The sequence below is a fragment of the Mesorhizobium sp. M0437 genome (assembly GCF_040321335.1).
Taxonomy (GTDB): domain Bacteria; phylum Pseudomonadota; class Alphaproteobacteria; order Rhizobiales; family Rhizobiaceae; genus Mesorhizobium.
In genome coordinates, this window is record NZ_JAMYRK010000007.1 from 35,001 (window position 1) to 50,087 (window position 15,087).

General features: G+C 62.6%; 20 protein-coding genes and 2 tRNA genes. 10 read left to right on the top strand and 12 right to left on the bottom strand.

Features of this window, described 5'->3' with window-relative positions:
* Positions 1-147: 147 nt before the first annotated feature.
* Together NKI72_RS06785 and NKI72_RS06790 are read left to right on the top strand one after the other, a co-directional pair.
* Positions 148-381, top strand: a complete 234-nt coding sequence (locus tag NKI72_RS06785) for a DUF680 domain-containing protein (RefSeq protein ID WP_352472617.1) — start codon at positions 148-150, stop codon at positions 379-381.
* Between the two features lie 276 nt (positions 382-657).
* Complete coding sequence (locus tag NKI72_RS06790; protein WP_352472618.1) at positions 658-930, top strand: DUF680 domain-containing protein; 273 nt, start codon at positions 658-660, stop codon at positions 928-930.
* Between the two features lie 108 nt (positions 931-1,038).
* Here NKI72_RS06790 and NKI72_RS06795 read toward each other — a convergent pair whose 3' ends face one another.
* The 7 genes from NKI72_RS06795 to NKI72_RS06825 form a co-directional block, all read right to left on the bottom strand.
* A complete protein-coding gene (locus NKI72_RS06795) occupies positions 1,039-1,554 on the bottom strand; it encodes a SixA phosphatase family protein (RefSeq protein WP_352472619.1) in 516 nt (171 codons plus the stop codon).
* 4 nt (positions 1,555-1,558) lie between these two features.
* Entirely contained in the window at positions 1,559-1,852 is a 294-nt protein-coding gene (locus tag NKI72_RS06800) for a type II toxin-antitoxin system RelE/ParE family toxin (RefSeq protein WP_352472620.1), read from the bottom strand.
* Complete coding sequence (locus NKI72_RS06805; RefSeq protein ID WP_352472621.1) at positions 1,845-2,132, bottom strand: type II toxin-antitoxin system ParD family antitoxin; 288 nt, start codon at positions 2,130-2,132, stop codon at positions 1,845-1,847. Before NKI72_RS06805 ends, NKI72_RS06800 begins: the two co-directional genes overlap by 8 nt.
* Before the next feature lie 59 nt (positions 2,133-2,191).
* The gene (gene purN / locus NKI72_RS06810; RefSeq protein WP_352831850.1) at positions 2,192-2,899 is read right to left on the bottom strand and encodes a phosphoribosylglycinamide formyltransferase; all 708 of its coding nucleotides are present in this window, start codon (positions 2,897-2,899) and stop codon (positions 2,192-2,194) included.
* Complete coding sequence (gene purM, locus NKI72_RS06815) at positions 2,896-3,960, bottom strand: phosphoribosylformylglycinamidine cyclo-ligase (RefSeq protein WP_352831848.1); 1,065 nt, start codon at positions 3,958-3,960, stop codon at positions 2,896-2,898. Before purM ends, purN begins: the two co-directional genes overlap by 4 nt.
* 612 nt (positions 3,961-4,572) lie before the next feature.
* Positions 4,573-5,337, bottom strand: coding sequence for an Imm52 family immunity protein (locus tag NKI72_RS06820; RefSeq protein ID WP_352771189.1), 765 nt, complete (start codon positions 5,335-5,337; stop codon positions 4,573-4,575).
* A gap of 12 nt (positions 5,338-5,349) precedes the next feature.
* A complete protein-coding gene (locus tag NKI72_RS06825; protein WP_352541636.1) occupies positions 5,350-5,994 on the bottom strand; it encodes a glutathione S-transferase family protein in 645 nt (214 codons plus the stop codon).
* A gap of 201 nt (positions 5,995-6,195) precedes the next feature.
* Between NKI72_RS06825 and NKI72_RS06830 the strand changes: the two genes are divergently transcribed.
* From NKI72_RS06830 to NKI72_RS06845, 4 genes are all read left to right on the top strand, one after another.
* Positions 6,196-6,753: a CDP-alcohol phosphatidyltransferase family protein gene (locus NKI72_RS06830; protein WP_352469229.1), complete on the top strand. Its 558-nt coding sequence runs from the start codon at positions 6,196-6,198 to the stop codon at positions 6,751-6,753.
* Entirely contained in the window at positions 6,725-7,921 is a 1,197-nt protein-coding gene (locus NKI72_RS06835) for an AI-2E family transporter (RefSeq protein ID WP_352831844.1), read from the top strand. The genes NKI72_RS06830 and NKI72_RS06835 overlap by 29 nt, the downstream gene beginning before the upstream one ends.
* 5 nt (positions 7,922-7,926) lie before the next feature.
* Positions 7,927-8,628, top strand: a complete 702-nt coding sequence (hdaA, locus tag NKI72_RS06840; protein WP_352680804.1) for a DnaA regulatory inactivator HdaA — start codon at positions 7,927-7,929, stop codon at positions 8,626-8,628.
* A gap of 62 nt (positions 8,629-8,690) precedes the next feature.
* Positions 8,691-8,972 carry a hypothetical protein gene (locus NKI72_RS06845; protein ID WP_352831842.1) on the top strand — a complete coding sequence of 94 codons (282 nt, stop codon included), beginning with the start codon at positions 8,691-8,693 and terminating at the stop codon, positions 8,970-8,972.
* A gap of 207 nt (positions 8,973-9,179) precedes the next feature.
* Here NKI72_RS06845 and NKI72_RS06850 read toward each other — a convergent pair whose 3' ends face one another.
* Positions 9,180-10,181 carry a GlxA family transcriptional regulator gene (locus tag NKI72_RS06850; RefSeq protein WP_352680737.1) on the bottom strand — a complete coding sequence of 334 codons (1,002 nt, stop codon included), beginning with the start codon at positions 10,179-10,181 and terminating at the stop codon, positions 9,180-9,182.
* Between the two features lie 130 nt (positions 10,182-10,311).
* Between NKI72_RS06850 and NKI72_RS06855 the strand changes: the two genes are divergently transcribed.
* Positions 10,312-11,139, top strand: a complete 828-nt coding sequence (locus tag NKI72_RS06855; protein WP_352831839.1) for an alpha/beta fold hydrolase — start codon at positions 10,312-10,314, stop codon at positions 11,137-11,139.
* Between the two features lie 124 nt (positions 11,140-11,263).
* Here NKI72_RS06855 and NKI72_RS06860 read toward each other — a convergent pair.
* A tRNA-Pro gene (locus NKI72_RS06860) sits at positions 11,264-11,340 on the bottom strand.
* 160 nt (positions 11,341-11,500) lie between these two features.
* On the opposite strand from NKI72_RS06860, the gene NKI72_RS06865 reads away from it, so the two are divergent.
* The 3 genes from NKI72_RS06865 to NKI72_RS06875 all read left to right on the top strand — a co-directional run bounded on the left by NKI72_RS06865 (position 11,501) and on the right by NKI72_RS06875 (position 13,213).
* A complete protein-coding gene (locus NKI72_RS06865) occupies positions 11,501-11,806 on the top strand; it encodes an ETC complex I subunit (RefSeq protein ID WP_023677641.1) in 306 nt (101 codons plus the stop codon).
* A 50-nt stretch (positions 11,807-11,856) separates the two neighbouring features.
* Positions 11,857-11,933: transfer RNA gene (locus NKI72_RS06870), tRNA-Arg, on the top strand.
* Between the two features lie 59 nt (positions 11,934-11,992).
* Positions 11,993-13,213 carry an anion transporter gene (locus tag NKI72_RS06875; RefSeq protein WP_352472631.1) on the top strand — a complete coding sequence of 407 codons (1,221 nt, stop codon included), beginning with the start codon at positions 11,993-11,995 and terminating at the stop codon, positions 13,211-13,213.
* Between the two features lie 107 nt (positions 13,214-13,320).
* On the opposite strand, the gene NKI72_RS06880 is transcribed toward NKI72_RS06875, so the two are convergent.
* The 3 genes from NKI72_RS06880 to NKI72_RS06890 form a co-directional block, all read right to left on the bottom strand.
* On the bottom strand, positions 13,321-13,635 hold the full coding sequence (locus NKI72_RS06880) for a cupredoxin domain-containing protein (RefSeq protein WP_352501888.1): 315 nt from the start codon (positions 13,633-13,635) through the stop codon (positions 13,321-13,323).
* Positions 13,636-13,646: 11 nt separating this feature from the next.
* Positions 13,647-14,171, bottom strand: a complete 525-nt coding sequence (locus NKI72_RS06885) for a DUF4142 domain-containing protein (RefSeq protein ID WP_352541632.1) — start codon at positions 14,169-14,171, stop codon at positions 13,647-13,649.
* 104 nt (positions 14,172-14,275) lie between these two features.
* Complete coding sequence (locus NKI72_RS06890) at positions 14,276-14,947, bottom strand: RNA polymerase sigma factor (protein ID WP_352820251.1); 672 nt, start codon at positions 14,945-14,947, stop codon at positions 14,276-14,278.
* Positions 14,948-15,087 lie beyond the last annotated feature (140 nt).

The window sequence follows — 15,087 nt, forward strand, 5'->3', positions numbered from 1 at the left end:
AAGCGGCCAATTTGGCGCACCCGTACAAAATTTTCGTGATTGGAAACGACAGGCTTGCCGACCCATCTCGGGGTGGTCCGAGCGACGCGAATTCCTCCCGAGGCACGCCACTTGACGGACAGACCAAAGAACTACCGGAGTACCGAAATGACCAAGCTCGCTCTTACCGCCGCCGCCATCCTCGTTGCCACCGGCACTGCTTTTGCCGGCAGCGACCATTATGGCTCGGACAACGTCAACCAGCCGGCCGCTGCTGCTGCCAACGTCGACAACACCTTCACCGGTTCGATCCGCAAGCCAGTTACTTCCGAGCATACCGGTGCCAAGACAACCTCCGAGTCGGTGGCGCCTGAATCCGGCCAAGGCATCTGGGGCCGCTGATTATCACGGCCCGCAACACAAAGAGCGGCGGGCTTGGCCCGCTACTCTTGCTGTCGCGTATCAACGGGCGTGTGCGCCGAATAGCATCCTGCGCCAATCGAATACTTTGATTTGCAGGTTTCATCTGTAGCCACAATCTCGGTTGCTGAAATCGTCCAGCAACGTGCACATCGGAAAAAGCCGGGTGCGTATTCGTCGGCGCGGACAGCGCTCTCATCTCGAATGCGTCGAAAGCAATGACAACTCACGAATGACCAGTACATTGGAGTACGTGAAATGACCAAGACTGCTCTTACCGTCGCCACCATCGTCCTCGTCGCCACGGGCAGCGCCTTTGCAGGCAGTGATCACTATGGTTCGGACGGCGTCAACCAGCCGGCCGCGCCTGTTGGCAACGCGCCTGTCGGCACCATCGACAGCGGGTTTACCGGTTCCATCCGCAAGCCGCTGACGGCCGAGCACAACGCCGTCGACACCGAGGCGACGACCCGGTTCGGCACGGATCAACCCGTAGTGCCCCAATCTGGCCGGGGCAACTGGGGCCGTTAGTTCCTTAACCGGGAGCACAAAGAGCGGCGGGGCTGGGCCGCCGCGTTTGTTTGCGCGAAGCCGGGTTTGGTCGAAAGGTCGGCGATCCCCCGGCCTGTCAGGCAGTCGCTAGCGAAGATCCTTCGGCCAAATGCAGTGCGTCAGTCGGGCGCTGCCGAAGGTGAGACCGGTCCAATCGCCGTCGACGTCGAACCGAGCCAGGCCCGCGGTGGGGTATTTTTCCGCCAGCTTCTTCAGCGCCGCTTGGTCCGATCCAGCCCCGGCAAGCCCGCGCGCGAACTCCTCCAGCCCGGGATTGTGGCCAAGCACCAGCAGCGTTCCAGTCCCCGCCTTTACTTGCCGCACCTTGGCGAGGATGTCCGCCGCCGCCGCCTCGTAGAGCGCCTGGGATAATTTGGCCTGCACCTTCGCCGGCAATTCCGCCGAGACCAGCCGCCACGTGTCGCGGGTGCGCAGCGCCGGCGACACCAGCGCCAGCTCCGGCAGCCAGCCGCGCCGGGCCAGTTCGCGCCCGACCAGTGGTGCTGCCTTCAGCCCGCGCGCGGACAGCGGCCGGTCGAAGTCGATGAGGTTGGGATCGTCCCAACTCGACTTGGCGTGACGCAGGAGCAGCAGTTGCTTCATGGATTCAAAATAAGGCCGAAGCGTCGCGTGCGCCATGCACGACGCGGACGATCTCGACGCGCTGTTCGGCCAGGCGATAAAGCACGAGATAGTTGCCGATCGTCAACGCCCGCACCTCGGCAGCGATGTCGGGCCTCTTGGGACCGGATTCCGGGAATGTGCCCAATTGCACGATGCGCTCGGCAATAGCATCCAAAAAGCGGTCCGCGGCAAGCGGGTTGTCCCTTGCAATGCCAAACCAAATATCGATCAGGTCGTCTTCTGCCGCCGGGCTGTGGACAATGCGGATGTCAGCCATTCCGCCGGTTTTTGCCGGTGTTGCCCAACCGGCCGCGGGCTTTCTGTTTTATGTCCTCGATGTCGAACGGCGCAAACGGACCGCTCTCCAGCCCTTCCGTCCAGACTTTCCGCAACCGCTCCGCTTCGGCCTCGCGCAAGGGCTGGCGAAGCCGCCATTCGCGCAGTGCCTCGCGGATCACTTCGCTTGCCGAACCGTACTGCCCGCTGGCCACCGCGCGTTTGACCATGTCCAGCAGTTCCGGGGAAAGCGCTACGCTGACTTTTTCGACTGTCGCCATCAAGCCGTCTCCTCGCGAAAACGGTAGCAAAATTTGCTACCAAATTCAAGAACTGACCCTCACGGCGTGATCCGCGCCAGGTGCTCGAGATCGGTCTCTTCGCGCAGCGGGTCGGGCGCGATCACCACCGACGTGGCGTTGTCGGCATCGTCGGCGAAGCGCGAAAACACCGTGCGGCCGCCTTCCATCCGCGCCTTGCCTTCGGCGACAAGGCCCAACGCCAGCGGATAAAGTTGGTGCTCGGCCTTGAGCACGCGCGCGGCTAGCGTGTCCTCATTGTCGCCGACCATCACCGGCACGGCGGCCTGGGCGATGATCGGCCCGTCATCCATGTCGAGCGTGACGAAATGCACCGTGCAGCCATGGATGCGCATGCCCGCGCGGAGGGCCCGCGCATGCGTATCCAGCCCCTTGAAGGCAGGCAGCAGGGCAGGGTGGATATTGATCATGCGGCCCTGCCACTTCTCTACGAAGCGCGCGCCGAGGATGCGCATATAGCCGGCCAGCGCGACGATCTCGGCGCCGAACGACAAGAGGGCCGCATCGATCGCCTCGTCATGCGCTTGCTTGCTGGCATGGTCGGAGCGCGAAATCACTCTGGTGGCGATGCCGCGCGCCGCGGCGATGCCAAGGCCGGCGGCATTGGCGCGGTCGGAGATGACGCCGACGATCTCGGCCGGATAGGCCGGGTTGCTCGCCGCCGCAACCAGCGCCGTCATGTTGGAGCCGCGCCCCGAGATCAGTACGACCGTCCGTTTCCTGGTCATAGGCCAATCGAGCCCCGATAGATGACGCCGGCATCGCGGCGCGGCACGATCTGGCCGATCGGCGTCACCGTCTCGCCGGCCTCCTGCAGAACGGCAGCGACCTGCGCCGCCTGGCCGGAGGCGACGACCAGGATCATGCCGATGCCGCAATTGAAGGTGCGCATCATCTCTTCCGGCGCGACGCCGCCGGTCTTGGCCAGCCATGAGAACACCGGCGGCACCTCGATGGCGCCGAGATCGAGCTCGGCCGAAAAATCCTTGGGCAGAACGCGCGGAATGTTTTCGGGAAAGCCGCCGCCGGTGATATGGGCCAGTGCCTTGATGCCGTGGGTATTGCGGATCGCCTTGAGGATCGACTTGACGTAGATGCGGGTCGGTTCGAGCAGCGCCTCGGCCAGCGTCGCTTCGTCATTGAACGGCGCCGGATCGTTCCAGCCAAGGCCGCTTACGGCGACGATGCGGCGGACCAGCGAAAAGCCGTTCGAATGCAGGCCCGACGAGGCGAGGCCGAGCAGTACGTCGCCCTCGACGATGTCGTCGGTCGGCAGCAGCTGGCCGCGTTCGGCGGCACCGACGGCAAAGCCGGCAAGGTCGTAATCCTTTTCGTGATACATGCCGGGCATTTCCGCCGTCTCGCCGCCGATCAGCGCGCAGCCGGCCTGCCGGCAGCCGGCAGCGATACCGCCGACGATCGAGGCACCCTGGTCGGGATCGAGCTTGCCGGTGGCGAAATAGTCGAGGAAGAACAGCGGCTCGGCGCCTTGCACGACGATGTCGTTGACGCACATGGCGACGAGGTCGATGCCGATCGTGTCGTGCTTGCCGGCGTCGATGGCGATCTTCAGCTTGGTGCCGACGCCGTCATTGGCGGCGACCAGCACCGGATCGGTGAAGCCGGCGGCCTTGAGGTCGAACAAACCGCCGAAGCCGCCGATCTCGCCATCGGCGCCCGGCCGGCGGGTTGCGCGTACCAGCGGCTTGATCTTCTCGACCATGAGATTGCCGGCGTCGATGTCGACGCCCGCTTCGGCATAGGTGAGCCCGTTCTTGCGCTTGCTCATTTCCGGCGCCTGCTCATCTGTTGCGCTTGCCTGTCGCTGTTTTCACTCGCGTGCGGGCTCTTCGCATGAACGGTTTTGCCCCGCAAGGCAAGCGCGCGATTAATGGTGTTTTCAGTTGGATGCCGCGGGAACCGGGCGCGATACACTCCAACAATAAAAAGAAATCCCTGCCAGAATTGCGGCGAGGCCTCCGACGGTGGCAAGAGACCTGATCTCACCGTTGAAGGGCAGGGTCCCATACGAGAAGCCGGCGGCGATCACCCCCGCCGCGGCAGCCCACAGACCTGGATTTGCAACGACTGATCTTGAGAAAACGAACGCGACGACAGCGGCGGTCAGCCAGAGGGGCCAAGAGACGACCCCGCCCACGGCCAGCTCAAGAGCGAAGGCCCACAGGAGATCTTGCGTCGCCACGTTGCGGTGCGGGGCTCCGAAAAATGCGAAGACCAAAAGACTTTCTGTCAGTCCGGCCAGATAACAAAGCGTTACTCGCCAAGCGATTGTGATTCTCTGCGCCATCGTCATTCAGCAGTGGGGAAATAGGCTGTCGCTTCACGGGCTCTTCGCATGGGCAACAGCGTCTTGCAAGGACGGCAGCGGAATACCGGGCACTTACGTCTCTTCCAGGAAAGGCACCGCCGTTTCGTCCGTCCAGAGGCGACCGCCCTTGGGGAGGGTCTGCTGCTGTCCCATAAATCGTTCATCGTGCCCGCGTCCTCCCGGTGACTGGAAGAAGGCATATTGAACATGTCTTGGGTTCCAACGCGCCCCGGCTGGATGTCCCTCATGAACGTGCCGCCAGATCGAACCCCAACTGGGTTCCCAGATATCAATGAACTTGAGAAATAGGCCGAGCAAAACCTTTGTATTCACCGGTTCGGCTCCAGCTATGTAGCTAAACTCCAGCGAAGCATTGTTCTGGCTGTCTTCCGACAGATATTTGGACCAGGAACTGCAATGGACTGATGTGGACGCCTCTATATTTGCCTGGCGCTGGTTCCACAGCGACACATTGTATCCCAGTTCAGGAACGGGCTGTCTCGGAGGCATGTCCGTCTTGTTCCGGCCCTTTAACAGCCAGCGATGGAGAACCTCGCACGACGAGGTGTTGACCGGCTTGGAGGCGATTGCTTTTTTGAGCGATCTGCCGCGCGGGGCCCACCTCGCGAACCTGTCGTCGGCTTCGTCCAAGGCCCGGAAATGCGCCTGCAGCTGCGGGACCAGCTCTTCGGCGTCCTTTCTCCTCGCCCCCAGTAGACATAGATGTTGATCGACATGGCGTCCCCTCGAATACGGGAGACGTACCAGCTTTCTTGACTGGCGTCGCCAAAGGAGAGCGCGCGCGCTTCGGGCTCGCTTCCATTTGGTTAGTTCAATGCTGGCTAATCTTCACGCCCCCTCTGCGTTGATCGCAAATTGCGCGGCGAAAGCCCGGATATAGGCCGGCCGTGCTTCCCCGCGCGCTACATAGGCAGCCAAGTTTTGATATTCGTCCAAAATGCCTGACATTCTTAGTCGCAGCAGCACCGACACCATCAACAAATCGCCCGCGCTGAACGCATCATCGAGCCAGTCGGCGACACCCAAGTGAGCCGAGAGTTTGTCCAGCCGAGCGCGAACACGGTCCTTTACCAACGGCAAGCGCTCCTCGCTCCAAGGCTTGTCACGTTCGAATATTCTTGCCGTCGTTAATTCGAGGATCGGTGGTTCGACGGTGTTAAGTGCGGCAAACATCCACGTGATCGCGCGCGCGCGGGCATTGCGATCCTTCGGCAGCAATCCCGCATGCTGCTCAGCAAGATGAAAGACGATCGAGCCGGTCTCGAACAGCGAGAGAGAACCTTCCTCATAGGTGGGGATCTGGCCGAAGGGATGGATCGCCAGATGTTCAGGCGCCTTCATCTCTGCGAAGGAAACAAGACGAACCTCATACGGCTGCCCCACTTCTTCGAGCGCCCAGCGAACGCGCGTATCACGCGCCAGTCCCTTGCCGCCATCGGGCGATCGTTCAAATGCTGTGATAGTGATTGTCATCGCGTCCGTTTCCTTGCCTGGGCAAATTTCCTTGGCTTCCTATCGTGAGACGAATGAGCCTCCCCGAAATCGACATCTGTCTTGACCTATTTCATTGCTGGCGCCCTCGTGGGGAGATTGGCAGCTTCTGTGTCGCTTCTCACTTGCCGTAACCCTCCATCTCCATCATGTATCCGCAAACAAGAGCGACGGGATATGCGTTTGACCATCCCCAACATGATCACGATCATGCGCTTCGTGCTGGTGCCGGCGGTGGTGCTGGCCATGCTGCAGGACCGCTGGGACTGGGCCTTTGCGGGCTTCCTCATTGCCGGCATTTCCGACGGCGTCGACGGCTTCATCGCCCGCCATTTCAATCAGTTTTCCAGGCTCGGCGCCTATCTCGATCCGATGGCCGACAAGCTGCTGCTGGTCTCGGTTTTCGTGGTCCTGGGCTTCAGCGGCGAACTGCCGCTGTGGCTGGTCGTTACCATGGTGTCGCGCGACGCACTGATCGTCTGCGCCGTGCTTTTATCCACCGTCATGGCGCATCCGGTCGAGATGAAGCCGCTCCTGGTGTCGAAGGCCAACACCGCGATCCAGATCGTGCTGGCGGCAGTGGTGTTGGGCGAACTCGCCTTCGATATCCGTCTCGATCCGCTGAGGCCGGCCCTCATATTGCTGTCCGGGGTCTTGACCGTGGCTTCGGCCGCGGCCTATCTCGTGGCTTGGCTGAGGCATATGAGCGGCTATGGCGAAGGCTCCACACCCGGCACCTGACGAACGGTCCATCGACGCTGAAGCTGAGGCTGCGGCAGCGGAAGCTGCGGCATCGGCGTCGTTTCGCCGCCAGATCCGCTTCTGGCTGGTCAGCGCCATCATCCTCGCCGTCTTCCTCTATGTCTTCAGCGGCATCCTTCTGCCGTTCGTCGCCGGCATGGTGCTCGCCTATTTCCTCGACCCTGTCGCCGACCGGCTGGAGCGGCTTGGCCTGTCCAGGCTGATGGCGACGGTGGTCATCCTCATCGCCTTTATCGTCGTCCTGGTACTGGCCTTCGTCATCCTGGTTCCGGTGCTCGCCTCGCAGATGGCTGATTTCGCCAGCAAGCTGCCGGACTATCTGACCCGGCTGCAGAGCCTGATCACCAGCTTCGACCCGAAATGGCTGGAAGAAAAATTCGGCGTCGACGCCAACGGCCTGCGCGAAGGCCTGAACTCGCTGCTGACCTCCGGCTTCGGCCTCCTGACCACCGTCTTCACCTCGATCTGGAGCTCCGGCGTGGCGCTGGTCTCGGTCGTCAGCCTGTTCGTGGTGACGCCGGTCGTCGCCTTCTACATGCTGCTCGACTGGGACCGCATGGTGGCAATCGTCGACAGCTGGGTGCCGCGCGATTACGTCAAGACCGTCAGGACGATCGCCAGGGACATCAACACGGCGACCGCCGGCTTCGTGCGCGGCCAGGGCACGCTGTGCCTGGTGCTGGGCGCCATGTATGCCACCGGCCTGACGTTGACGGGCCTGAATTTCGGCATCCTCATCGGCCTGTTTGCCGGGCTGATCTCCTTCATCCCCTATGTCGGCTCGCTGACCGGCCTGGTGCTGGCCGTCGGCGTCGCCTTCGTCCAGTTCTGGCCGGACTGGACCATGATCGCGGCGGTCGCCGGCGTGTTCTTCGTCGGCCAGTTCATCGAGGGCAACATCCTGCAGCCCAGGCTGGTCGGCAAAAGCGTTGGCCTGCATCCGGTATGGCTGATGTTTGCGCTGTTTGCCTTCGGCGCGCTGTTCGGCTTCGTCGGCCTGCTGATTGCCGTGCCGGCTTCCGCCGCCGTTGCCGTTCTGGTGCGTTTCGCCATCGCCCGCTATCTCGAATCGCCGCTCTACAAGGGCCATGCCGACGAGCCGGTGCCGCCGCTGCAGGTGCGGCGCCGCGGGGGCGCGCGCGGTTGAGCCAGATGCCGGACAAGATCGATCCGCCGCGTCAATTGCCGCTCGATCTAGGCCACGGCACCGGCTATTCGCGTGACGAGCTCGTCGTCTCCAGCACCAACAGCCAGGCGGCGGCGCTTGTCGACCGCTGGCCGGACTGGCCGTCGCCGGTCGTTGTGCTGGCCGGGCCGGCCGGCTCGGGGAAAACCCATCTGGCCTCGATTTGGCGGACCCGCGCCGACGCCGTGAAAGTGGCGGCCGGCCGCATCGGCGACTGCATCGAAAACCTCGGCCCGCATCCGGCCCTGATCGACGATATCGATGCCGAACCGATCGATGAGCACGGCCTCTTCCACCTGATCAACGCGGTGCGCGGCGCCGGCTCGAGCTTGCTGTTGACGGCGCGGCGCTTCCCGTCCGCCTGGGGCGTCAGGCTGCCCGACCTGGCGTCGCGGCTGAAGGCGGCGGCGACCGTCGAGATCCACGAACCCGACGATCTTCTGCTGGCCGGCGTCATCACAAAGCTGTTCGCCGACCGCCAGGTCGAGGTCGAGCCGCATGTCGTGCAATATCTGGTGCGCCGCATCGAGCGCTCGCTGGCCACTGCCATGCGCGTGGTCGAACGGCTCGACCGCACCGCGCTCGAGCGCAAGACGCCGATCACCCGCGCCCTGGCAGCCGAGACGGTCAGCGCCATGGACGAAGGGCAGGGCGAGTTCGAGATATAGCGGGATGATCTCGTTTGGCGGGTGTGCTAATCAAGTCGATCTTTTTGACAGTAGGTATTGGAATGAGCCCGATCGTCAGACGAATCGCACTGATATGGCTTGTCTCATCGCTGTTCTGGTCGGCGATCGTGGTGAAAGAGATGTTCGATTACGCGGACTTGATGCTCAGGGCTTACAGCGAGGAGCCTGCTCATATCACCTGGCTCAGGCAAGCCTTTTCGGAGTTTTGGCCAGCTATTCCCTGGGGCTCGGCCGTGATCCTGGTCGTGGAAGTCGGAGGCGCATTACTGCTGATTTCAGGAATTCGACTGATCCGGCACATCAGGCAAAAAGCCTCGGCGTGAACATCAGGGAGCTCACTTCCGTGTGTGTCCCATTTCGAGAAAAAAGACTGGCACCTGTCTTGCAACAAAGAGCTTGCCGGCTAATCCCGGTCCTGATTGCGTATCAAATCAGGTAGTAGGCTCGCCGGGAGATGGGTGGTTGGGGTTCTCGCCCGGCGAGCTTGCCTTTGGCAGCATCGAATCGATAGCGCCATTGCGCGGCTGGCCTCAGCTCTCTCCGCCTGCAACCACCGCTCGTTCCGTGCCAAAGCGCTTGCGATAGTCGCCGGGCACCAGGCCGGTTATCCTGGCGAATACCTTGCGGAACGAGCCGGGATCGTCATAGCCGACCTCCCAGGCGATCTGGTCGATCGCTCGCATCGTGGTTTCCAGCATCTCGCGCGCCTTGCCGACCCGCAGGTGCTGACAATATTCGGTCGGCTTGAGGCCGGTGGCGCTGCGGAAGCGCCGCAGAAAAGTCCGCTCCTCCAGCCCGGCGTGATCGGCCATGGCGCCAAGCGTCACATCGCGCGCGCCGTTCGCCTGCAGCCAGTGCTGCACCTTGAGGATCGCTTCGTCGCCGTGGGTCAGCCGCGGCGCAAACGGACTGTAAAAACGTTGCTCGCGGCCCGGCGGGTCGACCAGCATGAAACGCGCCGTGTCCATCATGACGGTCGGCCCGAGCACCCTGTCCACGAGCTTGAGGCCGAGGTCGGTCCAGGCCATGTAGCCGCCGGCGGTGATGATATCGCCATCGTCGATGACCAGCCTGTCGGCGTCGAGCAGGATGTCGGGAAAGCGTAGCGCCAGCGCGTCGCGATAAGCCCAGTGCGTCGTCGCCGCACGGCCGGACAACAGGCCGGTTTCGGCAAGCACGAAAGCGCCGGCACAGACCGAACCGAGCGTCGCGCCTGCCGTGTGGCGATCCCTGAGCCAGCCGGCATAGGGCGCGGCTGCTTCCCGAGCGATCGGATCTCCCAAGGTCGGCGGGAGGATAACCATGGCTGGTTCATTGTCGGCGCCGGGGTCGCTGTCGAAGGTGCGGACTACGGTGTGGCCCGCGTCCTCCAATTGCCAATGGCTGACGCGAAGCCTCGCCGCCTCCGGCGACAGCTCGACAGCCAGCCGGTTTGCCAGCATGAAAAGATCGGTCAGGCCGAGCACGGCCGCTTCCTGCACGCCGGGATACAAGACAAGGCCGATTTCGATCAGATCACGCGCCGCCGTCATTTGTCAGTTTTGCCACGTTGAATGTCCGTTTTGCCAATGCTCACCCTGGCCGCACTGTTATAATTTGTCCAGCTGAAGGGGCTAGAAGCTTCCCTGTTACCCCCTAACTTTTCCATCAAGGAGTAGGACGATGAGCACATTCACCACCCATGACGGCACCGAGATTTTCTACAAGGATTGGGGCAAGGGCCAGCCGATCGTGTTCCATCACGGCTGGCCGCTGAGCGGCGACGATTGGGACAACCAGATGCTGTTCTTCCTCGAAAAGGGCTACCGCGTCATCGCCCATGACCGCCGCGGCCACGGCCGCTCGTCGCAGACCGCGACCGGCAACGACATGGACACCTACGCTGCCGACGTCGCGGCGCTGGCGGCGCATCTCGATCTCAGGGATGCGATCCACATCGGCCACTCGACCGGCGGCGGCGAGGTGGCGCGTTACGTCGCGCTTTATGGCAGCGGAGGCCGTGTTGCCAAGGCGGTGCTGATCGGCGCGGTGCCGCCGATCATGGTCAAGACCGATAGCAATCCGGGCGGCCTGCCGATCGAGGTCTTCGACGGCTTTCGCGCCGCTCTGGCCGCTAACCGCGCCCAGTTCTACAGGGATGTGCCGGCCGGCCCGTTTTACGGTTTTAACCGCGAGGGCGCCAAGGTCTCGCCAGGCGCTATCGACAATTGGTGGCGCCAAGGCATGATGGGTGGGGCCAAGGCCCATTACGACTGCATCAAGACCTTTTCCGAGACCGACTTCACCGACGACCTCAAGCAGATCGACGTGCCCGTCCTGATCATGCACGGCGACGACGACCAGATCGTGCCTATCGCCGACTCCGCGCTGCTTGCGGCCAAGCTGGTGAAGCACGGCACGCTCAAGGTCTACAAGGGCCTGCCGCACGGCATGTGCACCACCCATCCGGAGATCATCAATCCGGATCTGCTGGCCTTCATCCAGGGCTGACGGCTTGCATGTCGGACGGGCAGCGCGGGCTCGTGCTGTCCGTCCGTCGCTTAAACATGACCGGCGACGGCAGACACACTCGAGCGCGATCCGCTTGCGCTGCCGACGAGATTCGCTTGATGAATGGTCGGAGTGGAGAGATTCGAACTCCCGACCCTCTGGTCCCAAACCAGATGCGCTACCAGGCTGCGCTACACTCCGAACGGTCTGTTGCCTAGTGATTTCAGCCCGCCAAAGCAAGCGTAAAAAGCCATCGGCCTTGCTGCCGGCGGCATTGCGCAGTAATGACGGGCTAGTGCATGGCCAGAGAACAGTAATCTGGTCTCGGGGTCGTGTGCTTGCAACAAGCAATGAGGTGGTCATGTCAGCCCGCATTTTCAGCCCAGCCAAAACCGCGATGCAGTCCGGCAAGGCCAAGACCGGCTATTGGGTGCTGGAATTCGATCCGGAGCAGCGCAAGAAGATCGATCCGCTGATGGGCTACACCACGTCCGGCGACATGCGAAGCCAGATCAGGCTGACCTTCGACACAAGAGAAGAGGCGGTCGCCTATGCCGAGAAGGAAGGGCTGGCTTTCCGCGTTGAGGAGCCGAAGGAAATCAAGCGCCGCCAGATTTCCTATGCGGAGAATTTCCGCTATGACCGCAGGACGCCCTGGACGCATTGATCCCATACCGGCCCTGCCGGCACAATCCGCCGGTCATGCGGCCGGCCAGCGGTCCCGTAGCTCAGCTGGATAGAGCACCGGCCTTCTAAGCCGATGGTCACAGGTTCGAATCCTGTCGGGATCGCCAATATTTTCAGGGTCCATTCCGGACAGGTTCACTCGCCAGTCGCACAGGATTTCCAACACATGACAGCGATGGGCGCGGCGGCACTGCTGATCCTGGTCCTGACCTATGCCGGCGTCGCCATCGGCAGGATACCCGGGCTGCGCCTCGACCGGGCAGGGATCGCGCTGCTCGGCGGTGCGGCGATGATCGCCATCGGCGCGCTCGACATGGAGGACGCCTACCGCGCCATCAGCTTCGACACCATCACGCTTCTGCTCGGCATGATGATCGTCGTGGCGCATCTTAAAGTGTCGGGCGCCTTTCGCGCGCTCGGCGGCTTCGCCATCGAGCATGCGCATGCGCCGTTCATGCTGCTGGTGATGGTGACGCTGTTGACCGGCCTCCTGTCCGCATTCCTGGTCAACGACGCCATCTGCCTGGTCATGGCGCCGATCGTCGTCCATGTCACCCGCGTTATCAACCGCAACCCGGTTCCCTATCTGATCGCCACCGCCACCGCCTCGAATTGCGGCAGCGTCGCCACCATCACCGGCAACCCGCAGAACATGGTCATCGGCGCGCTGTCGGGGATTTCCTATCCGGCCTTCTCTGCGGCGCTGGCGCCGGTCGCGGCGTTCGGCCTCATCGCCGTCATCGTCATCATCCGCATCGTCTACCGCGCCGAATTTTCGCGCAAGGCCGAGCTCAGCCCCGAAGTCTACCGCGGCCGCATGCTGCCGGGGCAGGTGGTGAAGGCGGTGGTCGTCTGTGTCGGTTTGGCGATCGCCTTCTTCGCCGGCGTTCCAGTCGCCAAGGCAGCGCTGATCGGCGGTGCCATTCTTCTTTTGACCCGCGCCATCAAACCTGAGCGCATCTATCGCGAGATCGATGGGCCGCTGCTGTTCATGTTCGCCGGGCTGTTCATCGTCGTCGCCGGGGCGGAGAAGACGCTGCTGACGCCCGACATCGTCGCCTCGGCAAAGGACCTCGGACTGAATGATGTCTGGCGGCTGTCCGGCTTCACCGCGGTGCTGTCCAACATCATGAGCAATGTCCCGGCCGTGCTGGCGCTGAAGCCGTTCGTGCCCGGACTGGAAAACCCCGAGCGGGCCTGGCTGGTCGTCGCCATGAGCTCGACGCTGGCCGGCAATTTCACGCTGCTCGGCTCGGTCGCCAATCTGATCGTTGCCGAGCACGCGCGAATCTCCGGCAAACCGCTGGGCTTCATCGCCTTCTTCAAGGTCGGCCTGCCGTTGACGCTGGTCACGCTGCTTGTAGGGACGGCATGGCTGGCAGCCTAAAAGCGCGTCGCACTAGACCGGCCTCGTGCGGCGCGCTTCAGGCTCTTTTTTATGCATGTCGTTATCGCAAAACCGCTGCACGCTTTTGCGCGACATGCATCAGCCAGTCAGGGCGATGTCACCGTCAGATGGCCTTTCATGTTGGGATGGAAGCGGCAGAAATAATCGACCGATTCCGCCTTCTTCACCGTCAGGCTCGCCGCCTTCTTCGGCGGGATCATCACTTCCCAGGCGCCGTTGACGGTTGCCGTGTGGGCGAACACGTCCTTGTTCACCCACCTGATCGTGTCGCCGACCTTCGCCTCGATCTTTGCCGGCGAAAACACAAGCTTCTCGATCGTCACCTCGATGGTGTCGGCCTTGGCCGGCTGGGCACCCATGGCCAATGCCAGCGCAACCCACAGATGCCGCCCCGACGCCATTGGCTCGATCCTCACTTCAGCATGCCGGCGACGTGTTCGGCGTGCTGTTCGTGGCCCTGGAATATTTTCAGACCGGTTTCCAGCAGGCTCTTCAGCTCGGCATTGCTGGCCGACGGGATCAGCAGAGTTTCGAGCGCGCCATTGACCTGCTTGTGGTAGGCCACCTCGTTGGCGACATAGGCCTTGTCGAACGCCGCGCCCTTGAGCTTGGCAAGCTTGGCTCGTTCCTCGGCCGCCGCCTTGGTCAGCGCCTTGCTGGTCGGATTGTCCTCAGGCGTGACCTTGAGCTTCTTGACCAGGTCGAGAGCCTGTTTGTTGACCGCCTCGTGATCTCGCACCATGTCCTTGGCGAAATCCACGACCTCCTTGTTCTTCGATTTCTTCAGCGCCTGCTTGGCCGCCTCGACGTCAAGCACGCCTGCTGTGTAGGCGATATGTGCGATCTGCGGATCGGTCGGTTTGTCGGCAGCTTGCGACAAGGGCGCTGCGCTAAGCAGGAAAAATGCGGCCAGTGCCGTGGTCGATCGAATAAACATGATGCTCTCCTTCGCCCCGACGCGGAACTGCATCGGGCTTCGTTTTCAGTGATGCTCATTGGATGCAGGTCGCCGCCAAACGTTCCCGCGAAAATCGGCGCGACCTATCCGGAAAGACCAAGCCGCTGCATCACGGCATTGGTCAGCCGTTCGCAGCGCCGGCCCGCGAAGGGAAAGGCGTCGAGCAGCACCGGGCCGATCTGGTCGTCCAGCGCCTTGCGCACCAGCGCGCGGGCGCGGTGCAGCCGGGTCTTAATGGTTTCTGGTCGCACGCCAAGCAGTTCGGCGGTTTCTTCGATGCTCAATCCCTCGATGACGCGCGCCACGAACACCATCCGGTAGACATCGGGAAGACTGTCGGTTGCCCGTTCGACAAGCTCAAGGATCTGCCGTTGCGCCATCGTCCGCTCCGGATCGTCGCTCGGGTTGAGGGGAAACCGGATGATTTCGGCTTGCGGGTTTTCAGGCATCGCTACCATTCGCCGCCTTTTGCGCAAGCGGCCGAGCGCTTCGTTGATGACGATACGCGATAGCCACGTGGCGAGCGAGGCATCGCCGCGAAAGGCCTCGAGATGGGCAAAGGCGCTGACATAGGCCTCCTGGACGATGTCCTCGGCCTCGCTGTCGTTACGCACGACGCCTCGGGCGATGCGGTAGAGCCTTTGGTTGTGCGTCTTGATGATGGTGCGGAATGCATCGCTATCACGTGCCAGCGCGCGGCCGACAAGCTGCATGTCGCCGGAAGCGGCGGGCGTTGCCGTCAACGCAGCAGGCATGGCCGATCTCCTGATAGGCTTCTCATCGGACATTGGATGAATCGGCCGACAAAAGGTTCCCGACCGATCCGCCGGCCGGCCTCGATCCGTTTCAAGCGCCGGCAGAGGCTATTCTAACGCCTCCACCACACCGGCGTCTC

Excerpts from the sequence above, each read along its gene's own strand:
- NKI72_RS06785 (WP_352472617.1), top strand. The coding sequence starts at position 148 with ATGACCAAGCTCGCTCTTACCGCCGCCGCCATCCTCGTTGCCACCGGC.
- NKI72_RS06790 (WP_352472618.1), top strand. The coding sequence starts at position 658 with ATGACCAAGACTGCTCTTACCGTCGCCACCATCGTCCTCGTCGCCACG.
- NKI72_RS06795 (WP_352472619.1), bottom strand. The coding sequence starts at position 1,554 with ATGAAGCAACTGCTGCTCCTGCGTCACGCCAAGTCGAGTTGGGACGAT.
- NKI72_RS06800 (WP_352472620.1), bottom strand. The coding sequence starts at position 1,852 with ATGGCTGACATCCGCATTGTCCACAGCCCGGCGGCAGAAGACGACCTG.
- NKI72_RS06805 (WP_352472621.1), bottom strand. The coding sequence starts at position 2,132 with ATGGCGACAGTCGAAAAAGTCAGCGTAGCGCTTTCCCCGGAACTGCTG.
- purN (WP_352831850.1), bottom strand. The coding sequence starts at position 2,899 with ATGACCAGGAAACGGACGGTCGTACTGATCTCGGGGCGCGGCTCCAAC.
- purM (WP_352831848.1), bottom strand. The coding sequence starts at position 3,960 with ATGAGCAAGCGCAAGAACGGGCTCACCTATGCCGAAGCGGGCGTCGAC.
- NKI72_RS06825 (WP_352541636.1), bottom strand. The coding sequence starts at position 5,994 with ATGACAATCACTATCACAGCATTTGAACGATCGCCCGATGGCGGCAAG.
- NKI72_RS06835 (WP_352831844.1), top strand. The coding sequence starts at position 6,725 with ATGGCGAAGGCTCCACACCCGGCACCTGACGAACGGTCCATCGACGCT.
- hdaA (WP_352680804.1), top strand. The coding sequence starts at position 7,927 with ATGCCGGACAAGATCGATCCGCCGCGTCAATTGCCGCTCGATCTAGGC.
- NKI72_RS06845 (WP_352831842.1), top strand. The coding sequence starts at position 8,691 with ATGAGCCCGATCGTCAGACGAATCGCACTGATATGGCTTGTCTCATCG.
- NKI72_RS06850 (WP_352680737.1), bottom strand. The coding sequence starts at position 10,181 with ATGACGGCGGCGCGTGATCTGATCGAAATCGGCCTTGTCTTGTATCCC.
- NKI72_RS06855 (WP_352831839.1), top strand. The coding sequence starts at position 10,312 with ATGAGCACATTCACCACCCATGACGGCACCGAGATTTTCTACAAGGAT.
- NKI72_RS06865 (WP_023677641.1), top strand. The coding sequence starts at position 11,501 with ATGTCAGCCCGCATTTTCAGCCCAGCCAAAACCGCGATGCAGTCCGGC.
- NKI72_RS06875 (WP_352472631.1), top strand. The coding sequence starts at position 11,993 with ATGACAGCGATGGGCGCGGCGGCACTGCTGATCCTGGTCCTGACCTAT.
- NKI72_RS06880 (WP_352501888.1), bottom strand. The coding sequence starts at position 13,635 with ATGGCGTCGGGGCGGCATCTGTGGGTTGCGCTGGCATTGGCCATGGGT.
- NKI72_RS06885 (WP_352541632.1), bottom strand. The coding sequence starts at position 14,171 with ATGTTTATTCGATCGACCACGGCACTGGCCGCATTTTTCCTGCTTAGC.
- NKI72_RS06890 (WP_352820251.1), bottom strand. The coding sequence starts at position 14,947 with ATGCCTGCTGCGTTGACGGCAACGCCCGCCGCTTCCGGCGACATGCAG.